Origin of the sequence: Streptococcus sp. LQJ-218 (genome assembly GCF_003428885.1) — a bacterium.
Lineage (GTDB): Bacteria > Bacillota > Bacilli > Lactobacillales > Streptococcaceae > Streptococcus.
Map to the genome: position 1 here is coordinate 160,769 of NZ_QQRU01000003.1, position 17,230 is coordinate 177,998.

The window sequence follows — 17,230 nt, forward strand, 5'->3', positions numbered from 1 at the left end:
CTCCTATTCTGCCTTTTCAATATCTTTTTTCATCTCGTCAACATTGAACTTAGCAAACAAGTATTGACGATCTTGGACTGGGAAACGTTGGTCCAACTGGTCAACCGCTCCCACCTCGATAATCCCTTCCTTGATGACAAAGTCCATGACATGCCCACCAAAGGTTAAATCATCTGAGATAAAGTGGAGATGGTAACCTGCCACACTAACCCCTTGGAAAATCTCTGGCGTCCAGAAACCAACGATGGTTCCTGCGACATTGTCACGACGATATTCAGGCTGATGAGTTGCGACCTCAGCAAACTTGGTATCTGGTGTTGACTTAGGAATCATGCGCACATGCATATGTAAAAATTCCCCACGAATCTTAATAGAGCGAAAAAGATTTTCCCCATCATAATAAGACTCGATTCGTTCTTCCAATTCCTTATCTGTCATCTCAAAGCGCTGGCGGAAAATAACCTCCGCCTGATGCGGTACCACTGCAGCATAAGGAATAAGGGCATCTGGTGATACTTCTACAATTTCTGGTTGTTCTCCTGAGCCTTTGGCCTGATAGGCCTTGCCATCCAAGACAATCAATTCTCCATCAATGGAATCCAAGGTTCCCAAACCAAGGTCACCATGTTCTAGCAATTCTCCTACTGTCATGGTACCACCATAAAGGCCGGCCATCAAGGCTCCAAGGGTATTGTATTGAAATAATTTCACTGGTTCCTGCACGTTCTTATCCATTCTCTTTCTTGTCTGTTATTTTATAAATCTTACTCCTAAGTATACCACATTTGCCTCTAGATGTGAACGAGAGAAATACTCTAGACATTGCCAAGAAGGAAAAAAAAGGGTACAATGTAACAAAATCAAGGGAGGTCTGGAATGAAGAAACAAAGCAAGTACCAAGAGGTCGTTTACTATTTAAAAAACGGTATCGAGTCTGGACGATTTCCGACGGGAAGTCGCCTGCCTTCTATCCGTCAACTGAGCTTTGACTTTCACTGTAGCAAGGATACCATTCAGAGAGCCTTGCTGGAATTACGGTACGAACAATACCTCTATGCCAAGCCCCAGAGTGGCTACTATGTCTTAGAACAAGGGCAACACCAAGACCTAGAAATCGAGGTTACGGACGAACATGCCAGCGCCTATGACGATTTCCGACTCTGTGTCAATGAAACCTTGATTGGCCGGGAGAACTACCTTTTCAACTACTATGATAACCAAGAAGGATTAGAAGACCTAAGACAGTCCATTCATAAACTCCTCTTTAACCAAGCCCTCTACTGCAAGGCTGACCAACTGGTATTGACTTCTGGAACCCAGCAAGCCTTGTTTATTCTTTCTCAAATATCCTTCCCTAGCCAAGCCAAGGAAATATTGGTGGAACAGCCGACCTACCATCGGATGAATCGCCTCTTGATTGCTCAGGGTCTGGACTATCAAACAATCGAACGAGGCATTGAGGGAATTGACTTGGATGAACTGGAAGGCCACTTCAAAACTGGAAAAATTAAGTTTTTCTATACCATTCCTCGTTTTCACTATCCTCTGGGGCATTCCTATTCAGAGCAGGACAAACGGGCTATTCTGGACTTAGCTGCCAAGTATGGTGTCTATATCGTCGAAGACGATTATCTGGGGGATTTGGACTCCAAGAAGGGCCAGACCTTCCACTATCTGGATACAGAGGAGCGTGTCATTTATATCAAGTCCTTCTCAACCAGCCTCTTTCCAGCCCTTCGTATTACAGCACTCATTCTGCCAAATACTATCAAAGAAGCATTTGTGGCCTACAAAAATATCCTAGATTATGACAGCAATCTCATCATGCAAAAGGCCCTTTCACTCTATATCGACAGTCAACTGTTTGAGAAAAACCGTCTAGCTCGCTTGTCCAATCAGGAAGACTACCAAAAACAAATCGAGGAAATACTAGCTAGCACACCTTGTCCCCTTCCTCATTATCCCCTACACGATGGTTTATTGCTAGACCTCAGACAGTACCCTAAAATCGCCAGTCTCAAACACAGTCAGCTGAGCTTGGACTTCTTTGAAGAGGCTTACTTGGGTGCTTGCCCTTATCAATTTGCCAAGGTGTCCCTAGACAATCTAGAAAATGTTTTAAACTATTTAAAAGCAGAATTGGAATGACTTCCAACTCTGCTTTTTCTTATTGTTCTACTTCTGTTAGGCTTGCTGCTTTTTCAAGATAGCTTTGGTAGGTACCGTCATCCTTGAGTTTTTGGATGACCTTGTCCACCACTTCTTTCAAATCAGCACTATTTTTTCTAAGTGCAACGGCATTGGCTTCGCCGTCCTTCATCTTCAAGCTGACAGTTGCGACAGCTAAGTCAGCGTTTTTAGCAGCATAGCTAAGGGAAACAGGCTCATCCATATGAACAGCATCTACTTTTCCAGCCTGCAATCATTGACAGCTTCACCCATATTAGCTAGGGAAGTTAATTGAGCTTTTGGCAATTGTTCTTTGACCATTGATTCTGGAACAGTTCCTTTTTGGGCTGTAATATTAGCACTTTCAAGACTGGTTAGATCCTTGTATTTTTCTACATCCGCCTTACGAACCAAGAAACTAATCTTGTTTTCATAATAAGGAATTGAAAAATCAAAAACTTCTTTTCTCTCATCAGTAGCGCTAATTCCCGCAACTGCTAGATCAGCCTTACCTGTCTGAAGACTAGTCAAGACATTGTCAAAACTCATGCTTGAAATTTCCAACTTCACCCCAAGTTCATCAGCAATAGCCTGGGCCATATCAATATCCGCACCGACTACCTTGTTTTTTCCGTCAACCAAGGCTTGGAATTCAAAGGGTGCATAGTCAGGACTGGTCGCCACAACTAATTTCCCCTTTTGCTTAATAGCCTCAAGAGCTGACTGAGAACCATTAGAGCCCGACTGGCAAGCCACTAAGAAGAAACTTACAAGCAAACTACATAAAACAAATATCCATTTTTTTGATTTCATAAATAAACAACCTCTCTGTTAATTTTGTATAATTATAACGCTATCCAAGTTGCTTGTCAAGTGTTTTTTGAATTTTTATCTCAAAAATATTTTTTTCATTCAATAAAAGGAGCTGTCAATTGATTTCAAGCTCCTTTTTATACAGAATGAATCTGTTTTATAGTTCGACAATCTTACCTGTTTCAAAGTAAACAACCCATTCACAGATATTCTTGGCATAGTCTCCAATACGTTCCAAGAAAGAAATGACTTGGAAGTAATCACGGCCTGTAACAATGGCATCAGGATTTTTCTTGATTTCTTCTGTAGCCAAGTCACGAATGCTATCAAAGTAATGGTTGATTTTTTCATCCTTTGCTGCTACTTCATAGGCTTGGTCTACTGAACCATTCAGATAGAGTTCAAGGGCTGCTTCGACAAAATTCTTGACATCGCGACCCATTCTCTTGATTTCTTCTTCAACAGCTGGAATACGTTGTTCTCCCTTCATACGAATGGCTGCTTTTGCAATGGAAACAGCATGATCACCCATACGTTCCAAGTCAGATACAGCCTTCAAGACTGTTAGAACAGTACGCAAGTCTTGAGAAACGGGTTGTTGAAGGGCAATCATTTCAAATGATTTCTTCTCCAATTTCACTTCGTATTCGTTTACTTCTGCATCGTCTTCGATAACTTCTTTGGCCAAATCACGGTCATGCGTAACAAAGGCACGCACTGTCCGATTGATTTGGGATAACACTTCTTGTCCCATAGCATAGAACTGGTTGTGCAATTTCTCTAAATCTTCCTCAAATTGAGAACGTAACATCATTTATCTCCTTATCCAAATTTTCCTGAAATATAATCTTCTGTTTCCTTGTGTTGTGGGTTGAGGAACATCTTCTTGGTATCGTTAAACTCGATTAAATCTCCATCTAGGAAAAATCCTGTCTTGTCAGAGATACGAGAGACTTGTTGCATGGAACGCGTAACCAAGAGCATGGTGTATTTATCTTTTAGAGCATACAAGGTTTCCTCAATCTTCCCAGCCGAGATAGGGTCCAAGGCTGAAGTCGGTTCATCCAAGAGGATGATTTTAGGACTGGTTGCCAAGACACGGGCAACACAAACACGTTGTTGTTGTCCACCTGAAAGCCCAATAGCTGAATCATGCAGGCGATCCTTGACCTCATCCCAGATAGAAGCTCGTTGCAAGGCTTTTTCGACCGCTTCATCCAGAACCTGCTTATCCTTAACTCCATTGATACGAAGCCCATAAACAACATTTTCATAGATAGACATAGGGAAGGGGTTTGGTTGTTGGAAAACCATACCGATTTCCTTCCGCAATTCAACCGTATCGGTACGTGGGCTGTAAATGTTGTGGCCGTTGTATACCACCGAACCAGTTGTGGTCACCTCTGGATTGAGGTCTCCCATACGGTTGATAGCCTTGAGGAGAGTTGACTTCCCTGATCCAGATGGACCAATCAAGGCTGTAATTTCCTTGGGTTGGAATGATAAGGAAACACTATTTAAGGCCTTTTTTTGATTGTAGTAAACGGACAGGTCTGACACCTGTAAAATCGCTTCTGTCATACTGTTTCCTTTCTATCCAAAGTGTCCTGTTACGTAGTCATTGGTTGACTGTAGTTTGGCATTTTGGAAAATATTAGAGGTCTTATCATACTCAATCAAGTCACCCAAGTAGAAAAATCCTGTGTAATCACTAGCACGCGCAGCCTGCTGCATGCTGTGGGTCACGATGATAATGGTAAAGTCCTTCTTCAATTCCAACATGGTTTCTTCAAGCTGGGCTGTCGCAATCGGATCCAAGGCTGAAGCCGGCTCATCCATTAAGAGGATATCTGGTTTAACAGAGATAGCACGAGCGATACAGAGACGTTGCTGCTGACCACCTGATAGGGTCAAGGCTGACTTGTGCAAATCGTCTTTGACCTGGTCCCAAAGGGCAGCTTGACGAAGAGAGGTTTCCACAATTTCATCCAAGACTTGCTTGTCCTTAACCCCTGCACGTTCATGGGCAAAAGTGATGTTGCGGTAGATAGACTTGGCAAAGGGATTTGGTCGTTGGAAGACCATCCCGATGTGCTTACGCATCTCATAAACATTGATTTCTGGACGGTTAACATCAATCCCTTGATAGAGGATTTGACCTGTTACCTTGGCAATATCAATAGTATCATTCATGCGGTTGAGACTGCGGAGGTAGGTTGATTTTCCTGAGCCAGAAGGGCCAATTAAGGCCGTAATTTTATTTTTTTCAAATTGCATATCGATGCCCTTAATAGATTCATTTTTACCGTAGTAAACATGTAAATCCTTAGTAGAGAGGGCCACTTTCTCTTCAGGAAAGGTGATGATATGCTTTTCATCCCAATTATATTTTGACATGGCTTCTCCTTTAGGCAGCGGTTAATTTCTTATGTAGGTAGCTTCCGAGTTTGCGAGCTCCAAAGTTAAAGATGAGAATAAAGATGAGGAGCACGGCTGCAGAACCTGCTGATACGATTGTTCCATCAGGAATAGTACCTTCACTATTGACTTTCCAGATGTGGACAGCCAAGGTTTCTGCTTGACGGAAGATAGAGATTGGGCTGGTTACACTGAGAATGTTCCAGTTAGACCAGTCAAGGGCTGGAGCGGATTGTCCTGCTGTATAGATGAGAGCAGCCGCCTCACCAAAGATACGACCAGAGGCCAAGACGACACCCGTCACAATACCTGGAAGAGCTTCTGGAATGACCACATGGACCACTGTCTCCCAACGTGAAATCCCAAGGGCCAAGCCGGCCTCACGTTGCGTGTGGTGAACGTGTTTCAAGCTGTCTTCAACATTACGAGTCATCTGAGGTAAGTTAAAGACTGTCAAGGCCAAGGCACCTGAAATGATTGAAAATCCATACTCAAACTGAACTACAAAGATCAAGTAACCAAAGAGACCCACAACCACTGATGGCAGTGAAGACAAGATTTCAATACAGGTTCTGACAAAATTAGTCACAGGACCTTTTTTAGCATATTCAGCTAGGAAAATCCCAGCCCCCATAGATAAAGGCACAGAGATAATCAAGGTAATGACCAGAAGGAAAAAGGAATTATAGAGCTGAATTCCAATCCCTCCGCCTGCTTGGTAAGAAGATGATTTGCCAGTCAAGAAAGACCAAGAGATGTGGGGCAAACCACGAACCAAGATATAGAGAATCAAGGATGCCAAGATGGCTACAATAATTCCTGCAATCGAGTAGAGGACAGCTGTTGCAATTTTATCTAATTTCTTAGCGTGCATAGTTTTTCTTTCCTCTTTCTTTCGTAATCAATTTAATCACACTGTTAAAGGCCAAACTCATCAAGAGCAAGACTAAGGCCAGTGACCAGAGTACATTATTATCAACTGTACCCATAACAGTATTTCCGATACCCATGGTCAACACAGAGGTCAAGGTCGCAGCAGGTGTTGTCAATGAAGTTGGGACAACGGCTGAGTTTCCGACCACCATCTGAATGGCCAAGGCCTCACCAAAGGCACGCGCCATCCCAAAGACCACTGCGGTGAAAATCCCTGAACGCGCTGCCTTTAAGGTCACGCGCCAGATGGTTTGCCAACGAGTGGCACCCATAGCCAAACTAGCTTCGCGGTAGTGACGAGGCACCGCACGCAAGCTATCGGTTGTCATAAAGGTTACCGTCGGTAAGATCATGACAAAGAGAACAAAAATCCCTGACAAGATCCCAAAACCAGTTCCACCAAAGACACTACGGACAAAAGGAACTACGACCTGCAAACCTATAAATCCATACACGACGGAAGGAATCCCAACTAGGAGTTCAATAGCAGGTTGCAAAATCTTTGCCCCTTTTGGTGAAACCTCGGTCATAAAGACTGCAGCCCCAATGGCAAATGGTGTTGCGATAAGTGCTGATAGGATGGTGACAATAAAGGAACCCAAAATCATAGGAAGGGCACCAAATTGTTTACCTGAAGGATTCCAAGTTTGGCCAAATAGGAAATCAAAGATATTAACCCCATTTACAAAGAAGGTCAACAAACCTTTTTGAGCTACAAAAATCAAAATCATAGCCACAATGATAACAATCAAAGACAGACAGGCAAAGGTCAAGCCTTTTCCTAGTTTCTCTAGACGAGAGTTCTTTGAGGGAGAAAGTAATTTTTTAGCTAATTCTTCTTGATTCATTAGTGACTCCCTTCTATCGCTGTCACCGTTCCGACAGCATCTTTTTCAACCTTCATTTCCTTAACAGAAATATAGCCCATACCCTTAACGATTCCACTTTGCGCTTCATCAGAGAGGACAAAGTTGAGGAATTCTGCCACCAATTCGTCTGGCTGCCCTAAGGTGTACATGTGTTCATAAGACCACAAAGGCCAGTTATTGCTTGTAACATTTTCTGCAATCGACTCATAGCCATTCAACTTCATGCGTTTCACCGAGTCATCCACATAGGCAAAGGCTAGGTAAGAAATAGCTCCTGGTGTCTGGGAAACAATGTTTTTGACCATCCCATTTGAATCCTGTTCTTGACTCTGCACGGCAGATTGACCATCCATGATAACACTATCAAAGGTTGCACGCGAACCAGAACTTGCTGCGCGGTTGATAATGGAAATGGCTAGGTCTTTCCCACCGACTTCTTTCCAGTTAGTCACTTGACCTGTGAAGATGCTACGGAGTTGTTCTGTTGTCAGATTTTCAACATCAACTTCCTTATTTACAATCACTGCCAAGCCCGCTACAGCTACCTTATGGTCCACTAGAGCGGATGCGTTGATACCGTCTTTTTCCTCGGCAAATACGTCTGAATTTCCTACATCAACGGCTCCAGATTGAACCTGAGACAGACCTGTACCAGATCCTCCACCTTGGACGTTGACTGTTTTCCCAACGTGCATAGAGCCAAATTCATCTGCTGCTGCTTCGACCAAGGGCTGAAGAGCCGTTGAGCCAACAGCTGTCATGGATTCTCCACGATCAATCCAGCTAGCACATCCCGCCAAAGAACCTGCTAGCAAAAAAGCCGCAAGGGATAGAGCGAGTTTTTTCCTTTTTTTCACTGTTTTTCTCCTTGAAAATAATGGTGAATGCTGTGAATTTTTTCAACTATTTATTTATGTTTTTCTTTTGAAAATGGGGAGTCAACTAAAGTTAATAGCTTAATTTTACTAGAAATTTGCTCAGTTACCTTGTCCACCAATTTTGACTGAAAATAAAAGACAATTTGAAAAAAATCCATACTTCCACTATAACATAGACAAGCTACTTTGACTAGCATTTTTACTTGAATCTGAGGCCTTTTGGAAAATAATTTTTCAAAACATTTCCAGTCACCTTAGCAAAGCCCAAACCATTTCCTTGAACCAAAACTTGGTACCAACCATTTGGCAGACTTTCCGCCAGCTGAACGGTTTCTCCAGCCACATACTTTACAAACGCTTCTTGGTCAATTTCAACCGACTGCTTGACCTGACTTGGTTTCAAGGCTAGACCAAGAGCAAAACTAGGCTCAAAGCGTTTCTTCTTAAAAGTACCTAGATGCAGCCCATTGCGAGCGATCCTGAGCTTCCCTAAATCTGGCAAGATTTCTGGCAAGAGATAGAGTTGGTCTCCAAAAGTCTGCAAGGTCCCCCTTAGATTGACCTGCAAATGTTTTTGGGCAAATTCCTGCCACAAAGCAACTTGTTCTCGGTTGAGATTACTCTTACTTTCCTTATATTTCGGTGCTGGATTTTCGCCCTTAAATTGTAAATGAGCGACAAACTGACCCTCTCCCTTAAACTGATGAGGATACATCCGAGCCGTTTCTGGCAGGTCAATACCAGCTACCATTCCATTGATATGCTCTACTGGTAATAAATCAAAATCATACTCTTCCAGCAACCATTTGACAATCCCTTCGTTTTCCTCAGGTGCCCAGGTACAGGTTGAATAAACCAATCGACCACCTTCTGCTAGCATGCTCACTGCATCTGCTAGAATTTCTCTTTGAAGACTGGCACATTGACTTGGATAATCTAAGCTCCAATAGTCCATAGCATCTGGTTGCTTACGAAACATCCCTTCACCAGAGCAAGGGGCATCAAGAACAATGAGGTCAAAATAGCCTTTAAAGACCTTGGCCAAACGGTCAGCAGATTCATTGGTCACCACAACATTTGTCGCTCCAAAGCGCTCCATGTTTTCAACCAGAATCTTAGCTCGTTTGCTTGAAATTTCATTGGAGACGAGAAGACCATCCCCTGCTAGATAGGCTGCCAGTTGAGTTGATTTGCCACCCGGTGCAGCTGCCAAGTCTAGGACCTTCATACCAGGACTGGGCTTGGCTACCTGAGCCACCATTTGAGCAGCGGGTTCTTGCGAGTAAACCAAACCAGTAGCATGTTCCGGAGATTTTCCAGATACCTTACCATAGTGGCCCCAAGGGGTTTGAGGAATGGGATCAGAAAAGGAAACTGACGCTTCTTTTAAAGGATTGACCCGAAAGGCCGAAACTGCTTCCTCCTCAAAAGAGGCAAGAAAATCTCTTGCCTCATCTCCTAGTATCTCTTCATATTTTTCAACAAATCCTTCTGGAAATTGCATCTAAGTTCTTTTCCTTTCGTAAATATAGGACTGAATTTCCTCCTGCATCTCAAGAGGTAGCATCATGACCGGCTGTCTGGTTTGAAAATTAGGAGTTTCACCAGAAAGAGTCACAACCCGATAGCCCAGACTTTCCCCTAAAATACTAGCGGCAGCATAATCCCATGGTTGCAGATAGGTAACATAGGTCAACAAACGCCCTGACAAAATCTTGGCAAAACTAATGGCCGCACTCCCATAGACACGAACACCAAGTACCGCTCGACTCAAATCAGCCAGACCCCATTCATTGGTTTCCAGCATACCGCTATTCCCTGCAATGAGAAAATCTCCAAGTGGTTTTGCTTTAAAGGGAGTTAGGGGCCTATCATTTAGACAAACTGGAAATTCCCCACCACCGTGATAACAATCCCCTTTGACCACATCATAAATCAGTCCAAACTGCCCCTGACCATTTTCAAAATAAGCCATCATAACAGCAAAATCTTCCTGCTGGGCGACAAAGTTATTGGTACCATCAATTGGATCAATGACCCAGACCTTGCCCTCTTGAACCGAGGCTCGCAGACAACCTTCTTCAGCACAAATCTTATCCTCAGGATAACGAGACAAAATCTCACCAACCAAGAGTTCCTGAACTTCCTTGTCCAGTCTGGTCACCAAATCCGTTGGAGAGGACTTGGTTTCAACACACAAATCTTCCTGCATGTGGTCAAGAATGTACTGGCCTGCTTTCTTGACAAGCTCTTTAGCAAATTCAAATTTACTTTCCAAGAGAAATCTTTCCTTCCCCTTTTTCCTTGGCAGCCTGAACTGCTCGATAAAGCGAATAGCCACTAACTGTTTCAAATTCTCGTCCCAAACGTTTCTCTTCACTCTTGCTTGGCACGACCACCTTAAATCCCTTATAGGAATCCAGTAGCTTTTTAGCCTCCACCTTGCCTTCATAGGCAGCTTCAACATCATTAAAAAAAGAAAGCACTGAAGCAAGTTCTTCAGTGCTCCACGACAAATCTAGTGGGTAACTATACTGTTTGTTCATTAACTAATACCAGCTCTCATTCTTGCTTCTTTTAGTTCTTGCTTACGGTAACTACGAGGGAGAAAAGCACGAATCTCATCTTCATTAAAACCGATCTGCATACGTTTGGCATCGATAATAATTGGGCGACGCAAAAGACTAGGGTACTGCTCAATCAAATGAAGCAATTCCGATACCGAAATACTTTCTACATCAATATCTAATTTTTGAAAAATTTTTGAACGAGTTGAAATGATGTCATCAGTACCATTTTCGGTCAAGGAAAGAATATGCTGCAATTCTTTTCTTGTTAAAGGACTAGTCATAATATTATGCTCCTCAAAAGGAACTTTATGTGTCTCTAACCAGGCCTTCGCCTTACGACATGAAGTACAGCTCGGTGATAGAAATAATGTAATCATGCTTTTCTCTTCTTATCTATACTTTGCTACTTCTATTATACAAAAAAATAAAGCGCTTGACTAGGTGTTTTTAGAAAAAAAACTATTTTTTTCAAGAAAAATAGACTGTTCGCAAACGATTGACACAATTGGCTTTGGTTCATTCATTCTTAACGATGGTTTCAAATGATATACATTTTTATATAGAGCAATTAAAAACATCTTTCGTTTCACTTCCTACGACTTTTCAGATAAAGATAGCCAAAGAAGCTTTCATAGAAGACAAAAAAGAGGAGGAAGGCATGGAGGAAGAAGGTCTCTGGCAAAATCAAAATAACCGGATCCTTGGCTGGATCAAAAAGCCAGGTATCATCTCCCACAAAGAGAATTTGATGGAACAGAGTAAAGAATTGGTCAAAACCAATCAACACTCCCCCAATACCGATCAGAAAAGGGAAGACAACTAGAGCTAGGAGACTTTTACGATAGAGAGATAAAAAGCCCTTTTTCACAATTCCTTTGACAAAGAAATAAAAACTTGGTAGTGTCACTAAAGCCACTAGCTGCACTAAGTGAAAGAGGTTCTTGACCACCGCAAAGTGGTGCAGACCGGCTGCTGACGAACGAAAATCAGGCATCTGTAAGACCTGACTAAAAGGATTGGTCAGGTAATTCATCAAGATATGAAAGTTGTACTGAATGGTTTCTGGTTTTAGATAAACCCGATCTGTTAAGTTCAGCCACTGAATTTCCAGCGGATAAAAAATCCAAGCCAGATAGATAGTCAGAAGGATCGAGAGTGAGAGGAGAAAGAGCATAGAGCTCCAAAAGGTCAGTTTAGTTTTCATCAAAATCCCACTCCGCAAGACTAGAAACCACATGAGTTGGTACGATTGGCAAATCTGCTACTTCTTCTGCCTTGGTAAAACCTGTCGTCACCAAGAGTGTTGGAATGCCATTGTCAATCCCTGCTCGGATATCCGTCAGATAATTGTCCCCAACCATGATTAATTCTTCACGTTCCAAACCTAAGTGCTCAACCGCCTTGTCCATAATGATGGCATTTGGTTTTCCAATATAAACAGGCTTCACTCGTGTTGCTACTTCAAGAAGCGTAATCAGTGAACCAGCACCTGGCAAAAGACCGCGTTCTGTTGGGATGTTGAGGTCAGGATTGGTTCCGATAAAATGAGCTCCTTTTTGAATGGCAAGAGTTGCTATTGCAAATTTTTCATAGTCGACTTGCCAGTCCAATCCTACTACCACATAGGCTGGATTATCCTTGTCTTCCACATAACCAGCAGCCTTGATGGCTTCCTTGAGTCCGGCTTCTCCGATGACATAGACCGTCTTTTCAAGCCCCAAGTCATTCATATAGTCGATAGTCGCCAAAGTCGCTGTGTAGACAGTCGACAGGGGCGTATCGATATTAAAATTCTGAGCCAACATTTCCTGAACACTTTCAGGAGTGCGAGTTGTATTGTTGGTCACGAAGAGATAGGGAATGTCCCGCTTTTGCAACTCATGGACAAAAGCCTCTCCTGCTGGGATTCGGTCTTTCCCCTTATAAATGGTTCCGTCTAAATCAATTAAATAGCCTTTATATTTCATATTTCCCCTAATCCTTTTTTATTTCTTGCCAAGTGATAATTGCTTGGGCATTGGTCGCACCGTCACTTGTAATCTCATGCTTGCTTTCCAATCCAGTCCGTTCAACAGACGATGTGATCACCCCACCTGGTCGAACTTCCTTGACATACTTGAGGTTGATTTTCTTAGGAATATAGTGGATCAAAAAATCCGCTCCCATGACCTCAAAAATCCAATCCAGGTATTTACTATTATTGACATGACCATTCATATCCAAATCGTAAAAACGGACATGGTAATCCTTGCTGACTGGCTCTTCTAGATTTGCATACTTTGGTCCACGGATCAGTTTTTTATCAAACTCAGACTGGTAAGGAGCCACAATCTCAGGTTCAACAGCATGGACTTTTCGACTATCTCGATCCATGAGAACAAAGGTCGCCATCATATGGATAAGATCCTGACCTGCTTCATCATAAATGGTAAAGCGACGGTAGCAAAAGAGTCGATTGTAGCTCAAAGCTTCTGTTTCAATAGTAATTTCTTCCGCAAAACGAGGCAAACGAATCACCTCAATATCATAGTCTGTGATAATCCAGACCAGATTATAGTTTTCCAAAATGGCCTTATCACTAACTCCCAGTTCAATCGACTGCATCCCTGAAACTTGCAGGGATAGTAAAATCACATCTGGAAGCTTGATATGACCGTTCATATCAGCCATATCAAAAGGAATTTTCATTTTCATTTGATAAGTTAAGCCCATCATCCTACTCCAAAATAAATCGTTCTGCTACCGTGTCTCCTAAAAAGAGACCTCTTTTTGTCATGCGCACGCGATCACCGTCTAGTTGCATGAGACCTTTTTGAACCAAGTCTCTGACGATTTCGCCATATAGTTCATCGAAAGACCGTCCAAATTTTTCCTCAAATCGCGCCATGGAGACTCCTGATTTCTTGCGGAGTCCCAGGAACATTTCTTCTTCCATTTGCTCTTTTTGACTCAGATGTTCTTCTGTGATGCGAGCATTGCCTTCCTCAACTGCACTGAGATAATGACGAATGGGACCATGGTTTTTATAGCGAATCCCATTGACATAGCCAGACGCTCCAGCACCTATGCCATAGTATTCAGCATTGTCCCAGTACATGAGATTGTGACGACTTTCAAAACCAGGCTTGGAGAAATTAGAAATCTCATAATGCTCAAAACCAGCTCGCTCCAGCTCAGTGATGATATACTCAAACATCTCAGCTTCTAACTCTTCCTTGGGCAGGGGCAATTTTCCACGTCGCATACGGTTCATAAAGACCGTATGGTTTTCTAAAATCAAGCTATACAGACTCATATGGGGAATATCCAGTCCAATGGCCTTAGCCACATTTTCCTTAACCTGCTCCATGGTCTGACCTGGCAGTGCATAAATCAAATCAATAGAGATATTGTCAAAACCAGCCAGTTTTAGTCGGTCGATATTTTCATAAATATCCTTCTCCAAATGACTGCGCCCAATCTTTTTCAACATCTTATCATCAAAGGTCTGCACACCTAGCGAAACACGATTGACAGCCGAGTTTTTCAAAACAGCTATCTTGTCCGCATCCAAGTCGCCTGGATTGGCCTCAATGGTCAACTCTTCCAAGACTGACAAGTCCAAGTTTTTAGTTAAGCCATTCAATAACACCTCCAATTGTGAAGCTGACAAAGCTGTCGGCGTGCCACCACCGATATAGAGGGTTCTCAACTTTTGAATATCATAAGATTGAAACTCTTCTAACAGATGTTCCAAATAACTATCTACCGGCTGATTCTTGATAAAAACTTTTGAAAAGTCACAATAATAACAAATCTGAGTACAAAATGGGATGTGCACATAGGCTGACGTTGGTTTTTTCTGCATAGTAATTATTATACCACAAAGACAGGCTAGGAGAAAAAAATCACCATCCCCAGATACATAGTCTGTCCAGAGATGGCGATGGGTTATTCTTCTGTTATGTTAATAACAATCTCTTCTGGTTCATCAAGAGTTTCGACTTTTTCTTGCCATTGCTCCTTGAGATTATTAAATCGATCTTTTGATGCTTCTGTCGCATGACGGGCACATGATTTGGCTTGAGCAAGTACACTGTCTACAGTGATTTCACCTGACTCAACCTGTTCTTTAGTTTTAAGAACAAAATCTGTAGCCTGCTCCTTGACTTCTGTCAGTTTTTCACAGACCTGCTCCTTGGCATACTCCGGATCTTCTCTCAAATCAGCTAGAAAATCTTGAGCTTGACTGCAAACTTGTTTGCCCTTGTCACTTGTTAAAAACAAGGCAAGAGCTGTACCTGAAACGGTTCCTAAAAGGATTGAGGATAGTTTAGCCATAAGAATTCTCCTTTTTTATTTTTTGAAAAATTTACTTGCAAGACGAAGAGCTGACAAACTTGCACCAGTCTTCAGTGTTTTTGAACCAGCTGATGAAGCTTTCTTGCTCAAGACACGCGCTTGGTCATTGAGGTCGGAAACAGATAGAGATAAATCTGCAACAGCACTAAAGAGTGGATCAATTGTTGCCACCTTGACATTGATATCATCTGCCAAGACATTGACCTTAGCCAACAATTCATTGGTATGATGCAAGGTCACATCCACATCTGAAGTCAAGGTTTTAATCGTCTTCTCTGTTTCATCGATAACACGTCCAAGCTTTTGTACAGTAATGATTAGATAGACTAAAAATACAATCAAAGCAAGGGCAACAAGAATATATGCAACTTCTAACATTTAATTTTCCTCCTCTGTAATATAGTAAGGGGCCTTCTTTCGATTTTGATATAGAATGATAAAAATACCCAGTCCGATAAGAACAACTGAAAGCCATTGAGACACTCGAAGGCCAAAGAACATGAGACTATCTGTCCGCATACCTTCGATGACCATACGACCGAAACCATACCAAATCAAATAGAAAGCAGTGATATGACCTCGTCTGAGGCTCTTCCATTTTCGTCTGAAAATCAGAATTAAGGCAAATCCAAGTAGATTCCATAGGGACTCATAAAGGAAGGTCGGTTGACGGTAGCTCCCCTCAATATACATCTGGTCACGGATAAAGCCAGGTAGATAATCCAGATTATCCACTGCCGCACCATAAGCTTCTTGGTTAAAGAAATTACCCCAGCGTCCCACACTTTGGGCAATCATGACGCTAGGCGCCGCAATGTCTAGAAAATCCCAAGTATTGATGAGTTTACGATCAGCAAAGATATAGAGCACAAGGGCCCCTGTTATCAAACCTCCGTAAATGGCCAAACCACCATTCCAAATGGCAAAAATTTCTCCTAAATTCTGACTATAGTAATCAAAACGGAAAATAACATAGTAGAGACGAGCTCCTAAAATAGCCAAAGGAAAGGCTATCAAGATAAAATCTAAAATATCGTCTGGTATGATCTTCTTTCTAGGCGCTTCTTTCATGGTCAAATAAACCGCAAGAATCAAGCCCGTTACAATACACAAGGCATACCAACGAATGGCTAGAGGTCCTAGATGAATAGCAATTGGATCAATCATTAGGCACCTCATTCTGAGCAATGAGATTTGTCAAACGTTCTTCGAACAAACGAGTCGCATCAAAGCCCATCTCCTTGGCACGATAATTCATGGCAGCTGCCTCGATCACGACAGAGATATTACGACCTGTTTTCACTGGAATACGGATACGAGGAATGGCTACGCCAGAAATTTCTATTTCCTCTGCATTGTTTCCAAGACGATCAAATGTCTTATGCGTATCGTAATTTTCCAAGTAAACAGCCAGCTGGACTTGTGAAGAATCTTTGACCGCACTCGCACCGTAGAGACTCATAACATCGATAATCCCAACACCACGAATTTCAATCAAGTGTTTCAAAATCTCAGCTGGTTCACCCCAAAGAGTAATCTCATCCTTGGCAAAGATATCGACACGGTCATCAGCTACCAAGCGATGACCACGTTTGACAAGCTCTAGTCCTGTCTCACTCTTACCGATGCCACTATCACCCTGAATCAAGACACCCATCCCATAGATATCCATCAAGACACCGTGCACACTCGTCCGTTCTGCCAAACGAGAATCCAGATAACTAGATAACTCTCCAGATAAACGACTGGTCGCCGTACGGCTGGTTAAAATGGCAATCTTACATTCTCTTGCTGCCTTTAGCATCTCCTCTGGAACTACCAAACCACGAGCAACAATGACCGCAGGTGTCTCAGGTAAAAACATTTTTTTCAAGACCTGGTAGCGGTTGTGAGAGGACATCGAAACAAGATAAGACCACTCCTTCATCCCCAAGAGTGGAATCCGCTCTGGCGTATAGTAGTCAAAGTAGCCTGTCAATTCAAGACCAGGTCGCGTAATGTCCGCAGTATTAATTTCCTTTTCAAGTAATTCTGGTTCGCCATAGACAATGTCTAGTCTAAGCTTTTCAATCACTTCTTTTACTAAAACCGACATCATTTCCTCCTTCAATCTAGTTCTTTTTACTATTATATCAAATTGTAGGAGGATATTTGAGATTTTTGCAAGCTTTGAAGTATTTATTTATACTCAATGAAAATCAAAGAGCAAACTAGGAAACTAGCCGTAGGCTGCTCAAAA

Annotated in this window: 19 protein-coding genes and 2 pseudogenes; 1 reads left to right on the forward strand and 20 read right to left on the reverse strand. The window is 42.3% G+C overall.

Translation table 11 applies throughout. The features are described 5' to 3' along the window. Positions 1-3: 3 nt before the first annotated feature. Positions 4-735 (reverse strand): acetolactate decarboxylase, encoded by a 732-nt coding sequence (budA, locus tag D2908_RS03775; RefSeq protein WP_117304985.1) that lies wholly within the window; start codon positions 733-735, stop codon positions 4-6. A gap of 141 nt (positions 736-876) precedes the next feature. On the opposite strand from budA, the gene D2908_RS03780 reads away from it, so the two are divergent. After that, a complete protein-coding gene (locus D2908_RS03780) occupies positions 877-2,148 on the forward strand; it encodes a PLP-dependent aminotransferase family protein (protein WP_117304987.1) in 1,272 nt (423 codons plus the stop codon). 19 nt (positions 2,149-2,167) lie between these two features. Here the strand turns inward: D2908_RS03780 and D2908_RS03785 are convergent. From D2908_RS03785 to hprK, 19 genes and pseudogenes are all read right to left on the reverse strand, one after another. Further along, positions 2,168-2,982, reverse strand: a pseudogene (locus tag D2908_RS03785) (ABC transporter substrate-binding protein). Between the two features lie 157 nt (positions 2,983-3,139). Then, the gene (phoU, locus tag D2908_RS03790; RefSeq protein WP_117304989.1) at positions 3,140-3,793 is read right to left on the reverse strand and encodes a phosphate signaling complex protein PhoU; all 654 of its coding nucleotides are present in this window, start codon (positions 3,791-3,793) and stop codon (positions 3,140-3,142) included. An 11-nt stretch (positions 3,794-3,804) separates the two neighbouring features. After that, positions 3,805-4,563: a phosphate ABC transporter ATP-binding protein PstB gene (gene pstB, locus D2908_RS03795; RefSeq protein ID WP_117304990.1), complete on the reverse strand. Its 759-nt coding sequence runs from the start codon at positions 4,561-4,563 to the stop codon at positions 3,805-3,807. A 12-nt stretch (positions 4,564-4,575) separates the two neighbouring features. Next, positions 4,576-5,379 carry a phosphate ABC transporter ATP-binding protein PstB gene (gene pstB, locus D2908_RS03800; RefSeq protein WP_000049848.1) on the reverse strand — a complete coding sequence of 268 codons (804 nt, stop codon included), beginning with the start codon at positions 5,377-5,379 and terminating at the stop codon, positions 4,576-4,578. A gap of 10 nt (positions 5,380-5,389) precedes the next feature. Continuing rightward, complete coding sequence (gene pstA / locus D2908_RS03805; protein WP_000543046.1) at positions 5,390-6,274, reverse strand: phosphate ABC transporter permease PstA; 885 nt, start codon at positions 6,272-6,274, stop codon at positions 5,390-5,392. Then, complete coding sequence (gene pstC, locus D2908_RS03810; RefSeq protein ID WP_117304992.1) at positions 6,264-7,181, reverse strand: phosphate ABC transporter permease subunit PstC; 918 nt, start codon at positions 7,179-7,181, stop codon at positions 6,264-6,266. Before pstC ends, pstA begins: the two co-directional genes overlap by 11 nt. Beyond that, entirely contained in the window at positions 7,181-8,059 is an 879-nt protein-coding gene (locus tag D2908_RS03815) for a phosphate ABC transporter substrate-binding protein PstS family protein (protein WP_117304994.1), read from the reverse strand. Before D2908_RS03815 ends, pstC begins: the two co-directional genes overlap by 1 nt. Positions 8,060-8,279: 220 nt before the next feature. After that, entirely contained in the window at positions 8,280-9,584 is a 1,305-nt protein-coding gene (locus tag D2908_RS03820) for an RsmF rRNA methyltransferase first C-terminal domain-containing protein (RefSeq protein ID WP_117304996.1), read from the reverse strand. Further along, a complete protein-coding gene (locus D2908_RS03825; protein WP_117304998.1) occupies positions 9,585-10,358 on the reverse strand; it encodes an inositol monophosphatase family protein in 774 nt (257 codons plus the stop codon). It abuts the gene before it with no gap. Then, entirely contained in the window at positions 10,348-10,626 is a 279-nt protein-coding gene (locus tag D2908_RS03830) for a UPF0223 family protein (protein WP_117304999.1), read from the reverse strand. The genes D2908_RS03825 and D2908_RS03830 overlap by 11 nt, the downstream gene beginning before the upstream one ends. Beyond that, complete coding sequence (locus D2908_RS03835; RefSeq protein WP_049495116.1) at positions 10,626-11,027, reverse strand: Spx/MgsR family RNA polymerase-binding regulatory protein; 402 nt, start codon at positions 11,025-11,027, stop codon at positions 10,626-10,628. Before D2908_RS03835 ends, D2908_RS03830 begins: the two co-directional genes overlap by 1 nt. Positions 11,028-11,236: 209 nt before the next feature. Beyond that, entirely contained in the window at positions 11,237-11,854 is a 618-nt protein-coding gene (locus tag D2908_RS03840) for a TIGR01906 family membrane protein (RefSeq protein ID WP_117305001.1), read from the reverse strand. Continuing rightward, the gene (locus tag D2908_RS03845; protein ID WP_117305002.1) at positions 11,844-12,617 is read right to left on the reverse strand and encodes a TIGR01457 family HAD-type hydrolase; all 774 of its coding nucleotides are present in this window, start codon (positions 12,615-12,617) and stop codon (positions 11,844-11,846) included. The genes D2908_RS03840 and D2908_RS03845 overlap by 11 nt, the downstream gene beginning before the upstream one ends. A gap of 7 nt (positions 12,618-12,624) precedes the next feature. Further along, positions 12,625-13,362 (reverse strand): acyl-[acyl-carrier-protein] thioesterase, encoded by a 738-nt coding sequence (locus D2908_RS03850; protein WP_117305097.1) that lies wholly within the window; start codon positions 13,360-13,362, stop codon positions 12,625-12,627. A 4-nt stretch (positions 13,363-13,366) separates the two neighbouring features. Then, complete coding sequence (gene hemW / locus D2908_RS03855) at positions 13,367-14,497, reverse strand: radical SAM family heme chaperone HemW (protein WP_117305004.1); 1,131 nt, start codon at positions 14,495-14,497, stop codon at positions 13,367-13,369. A gap of 83 nt (positions 14,498-14,580) precedes the next feature. Next, entirely contained in the window at positions 14,581-14,970 is a 390-nt protein-coding gene (locus D2908_RS03860) for a YtxH domain-containing protein (protein ID WP_049495108.1), read from the reverse strand. Next, positions 14,943-15,369, reverse strand: a pseudogene (locus D2908_RS03865) (DUF948 domain-containing protein). Before D2908_RS03865 ends, D2908_RS03860 begins: the two are co-directional and overlap by 28 nt. Then, the gene (gene lgt, locus D2908_RS03870; RefSeq protein ID WP_117305008.1) at positions 15,370-16,158 is read right to left on the reverse strand and encodes a prolipoprotein diacylglyceryl transferase; all 789 of its coding nucleotides are present in this window, start codon (positions 16,156-16,158) and stop codon (positions 15,370-15,372) included. After that, positions 16,151-17,086, reverse strand: coding sequence for an HPr(Ser) kinase/phosphatase (gene hprK, locus D2908_RS03875; RefSeq protein ID WP_165847432.1), 936 nt, complete (start codon positions 17,084-17,086; stop codon positions 16,151-16,153). The genes lgt and hprK overlap by 8 nt, the downstream gene beginning before the upstream one ends. Positions 17,087-17,230 lie beyond the last annotated feature (144 nt).

Excerpts from the sequence above, each read along its gene's own strand:
- D2908_RS03860 (WP_049495108.1), bottom strand. The coding sequence starts at position 14,970 with ATGGCTAAACTATCCTCAATCCTTTTAGGAACCGTTTCAGGTACAGCT.
- D2908_RS03840 (WP_117305001.1), bottom strand. The coding sequence starts at position 11,854 with ATGAAAACTAAACTGACCTTTTGGAGCTCTATGCTCTTTCTCCTCTCA.
- D2908_RS03850 (WP_117305097.1), bottom strand. The coding sequence starts at position 13,362 with ATGGGCTTAACTTATCAAATGAAAATGAAAATTCCTTTTGATATGGCT.
- pstB (WP_000049848.1), bottom strand. The coding sequence starts at position 5,379 with ATGTCAAAATATAATTGGGATGAAAAGCATATCATCACCTTTCCTGAA.
- D2908_RS03835 (WP_049495116.1), bottom strand. The coding sequence starts at position 11,027 with ATGATTACATTATTTCTATCACCGAGCTGTACTTCATGTCGTAAGGCG.
- pstA (WP_000543046.1), bottom strand. The coding sequence starts at position 6,274 with ATGCACGCTAAGAAATTAGATAAAATTGCAACAGCTGTCCTCTACTCG.
- lgt (WP_117305008.1), bottom strand. The coding sequence starts at position 16,158 with ATGATTGATCCAATTGCTATTCATCTAGGACCTCTAGCCATTCGTTGG.
- hprK (WP_165847432.1), bottom strand. The coding sequence starts at position 17,086 with ATGTCGGTTTTAGTAAAAGAAGTGATTGAAAAGCTTAGACTAGACATT.
- pstC (WP_117304992.1), bottom strand. The coding sequence starts at position 7,181 with ATGAATCAAGAAGAATTAGCTAAAAAATTACTTTCTCCCTCAAAGAAC.
- phoU (WP_117304989.1), bottom strand. The coding sequence starts at position 3,793 with ATGTTACGTTCTCAATTTGAGGAAGATTTAGAGAAATTGCACAACCAG.
- D2908_RS03830 (WP_117304999.1), bottom strand. The coding sequence starts at position 10,626 with ATGAACAAACAGTATAGTTACCCACTAGATTTGTCGTGGAGCACTGAA.
- D2908_RS03845 (WP_117305002.1), bottom strand. The coding sequence starts at position 12,617 with ATGAAATATAAAGGCTATTTAATTGATTTAGACGGAACCATTTATAAG.
- D2908_RS03820 (WP_117304996.1), bottom strand. The coding sequence starts at position 9,584 with ATGCAATTTCCAGAAGGATTTGTTGAAAAATATGAAGAGATACTAGGA.
- D2908_RS03780 (WP_117304987.1), top strand. The coding sequence starts at position 877 with ATGAAGAAACAAAGCAAGTACCAAGAGGTCGTTTACTATTTAAAAAAC.
- hemW (WP_117305004.1), bottom strand. The coding sequence starts at position 14,497 with ATGCAGAAAAAACCAACGTCAGCCTATGTGCACATCCCATTTTGTACT.
- pstB (WP_117304990.1), bottom strand. The coding sequence starts at position 4,563 with ATGACAGAAGCGATTTTACAGGTGTCAGACCTGTCCGTTTACTACAAT.
- budA (WP_117304985.1), bottom strand. The coding sequence starts at position 735 with ATGGATAAGAACGTGCAGGAACCAGTGAAATTATTTCAATACAATACC.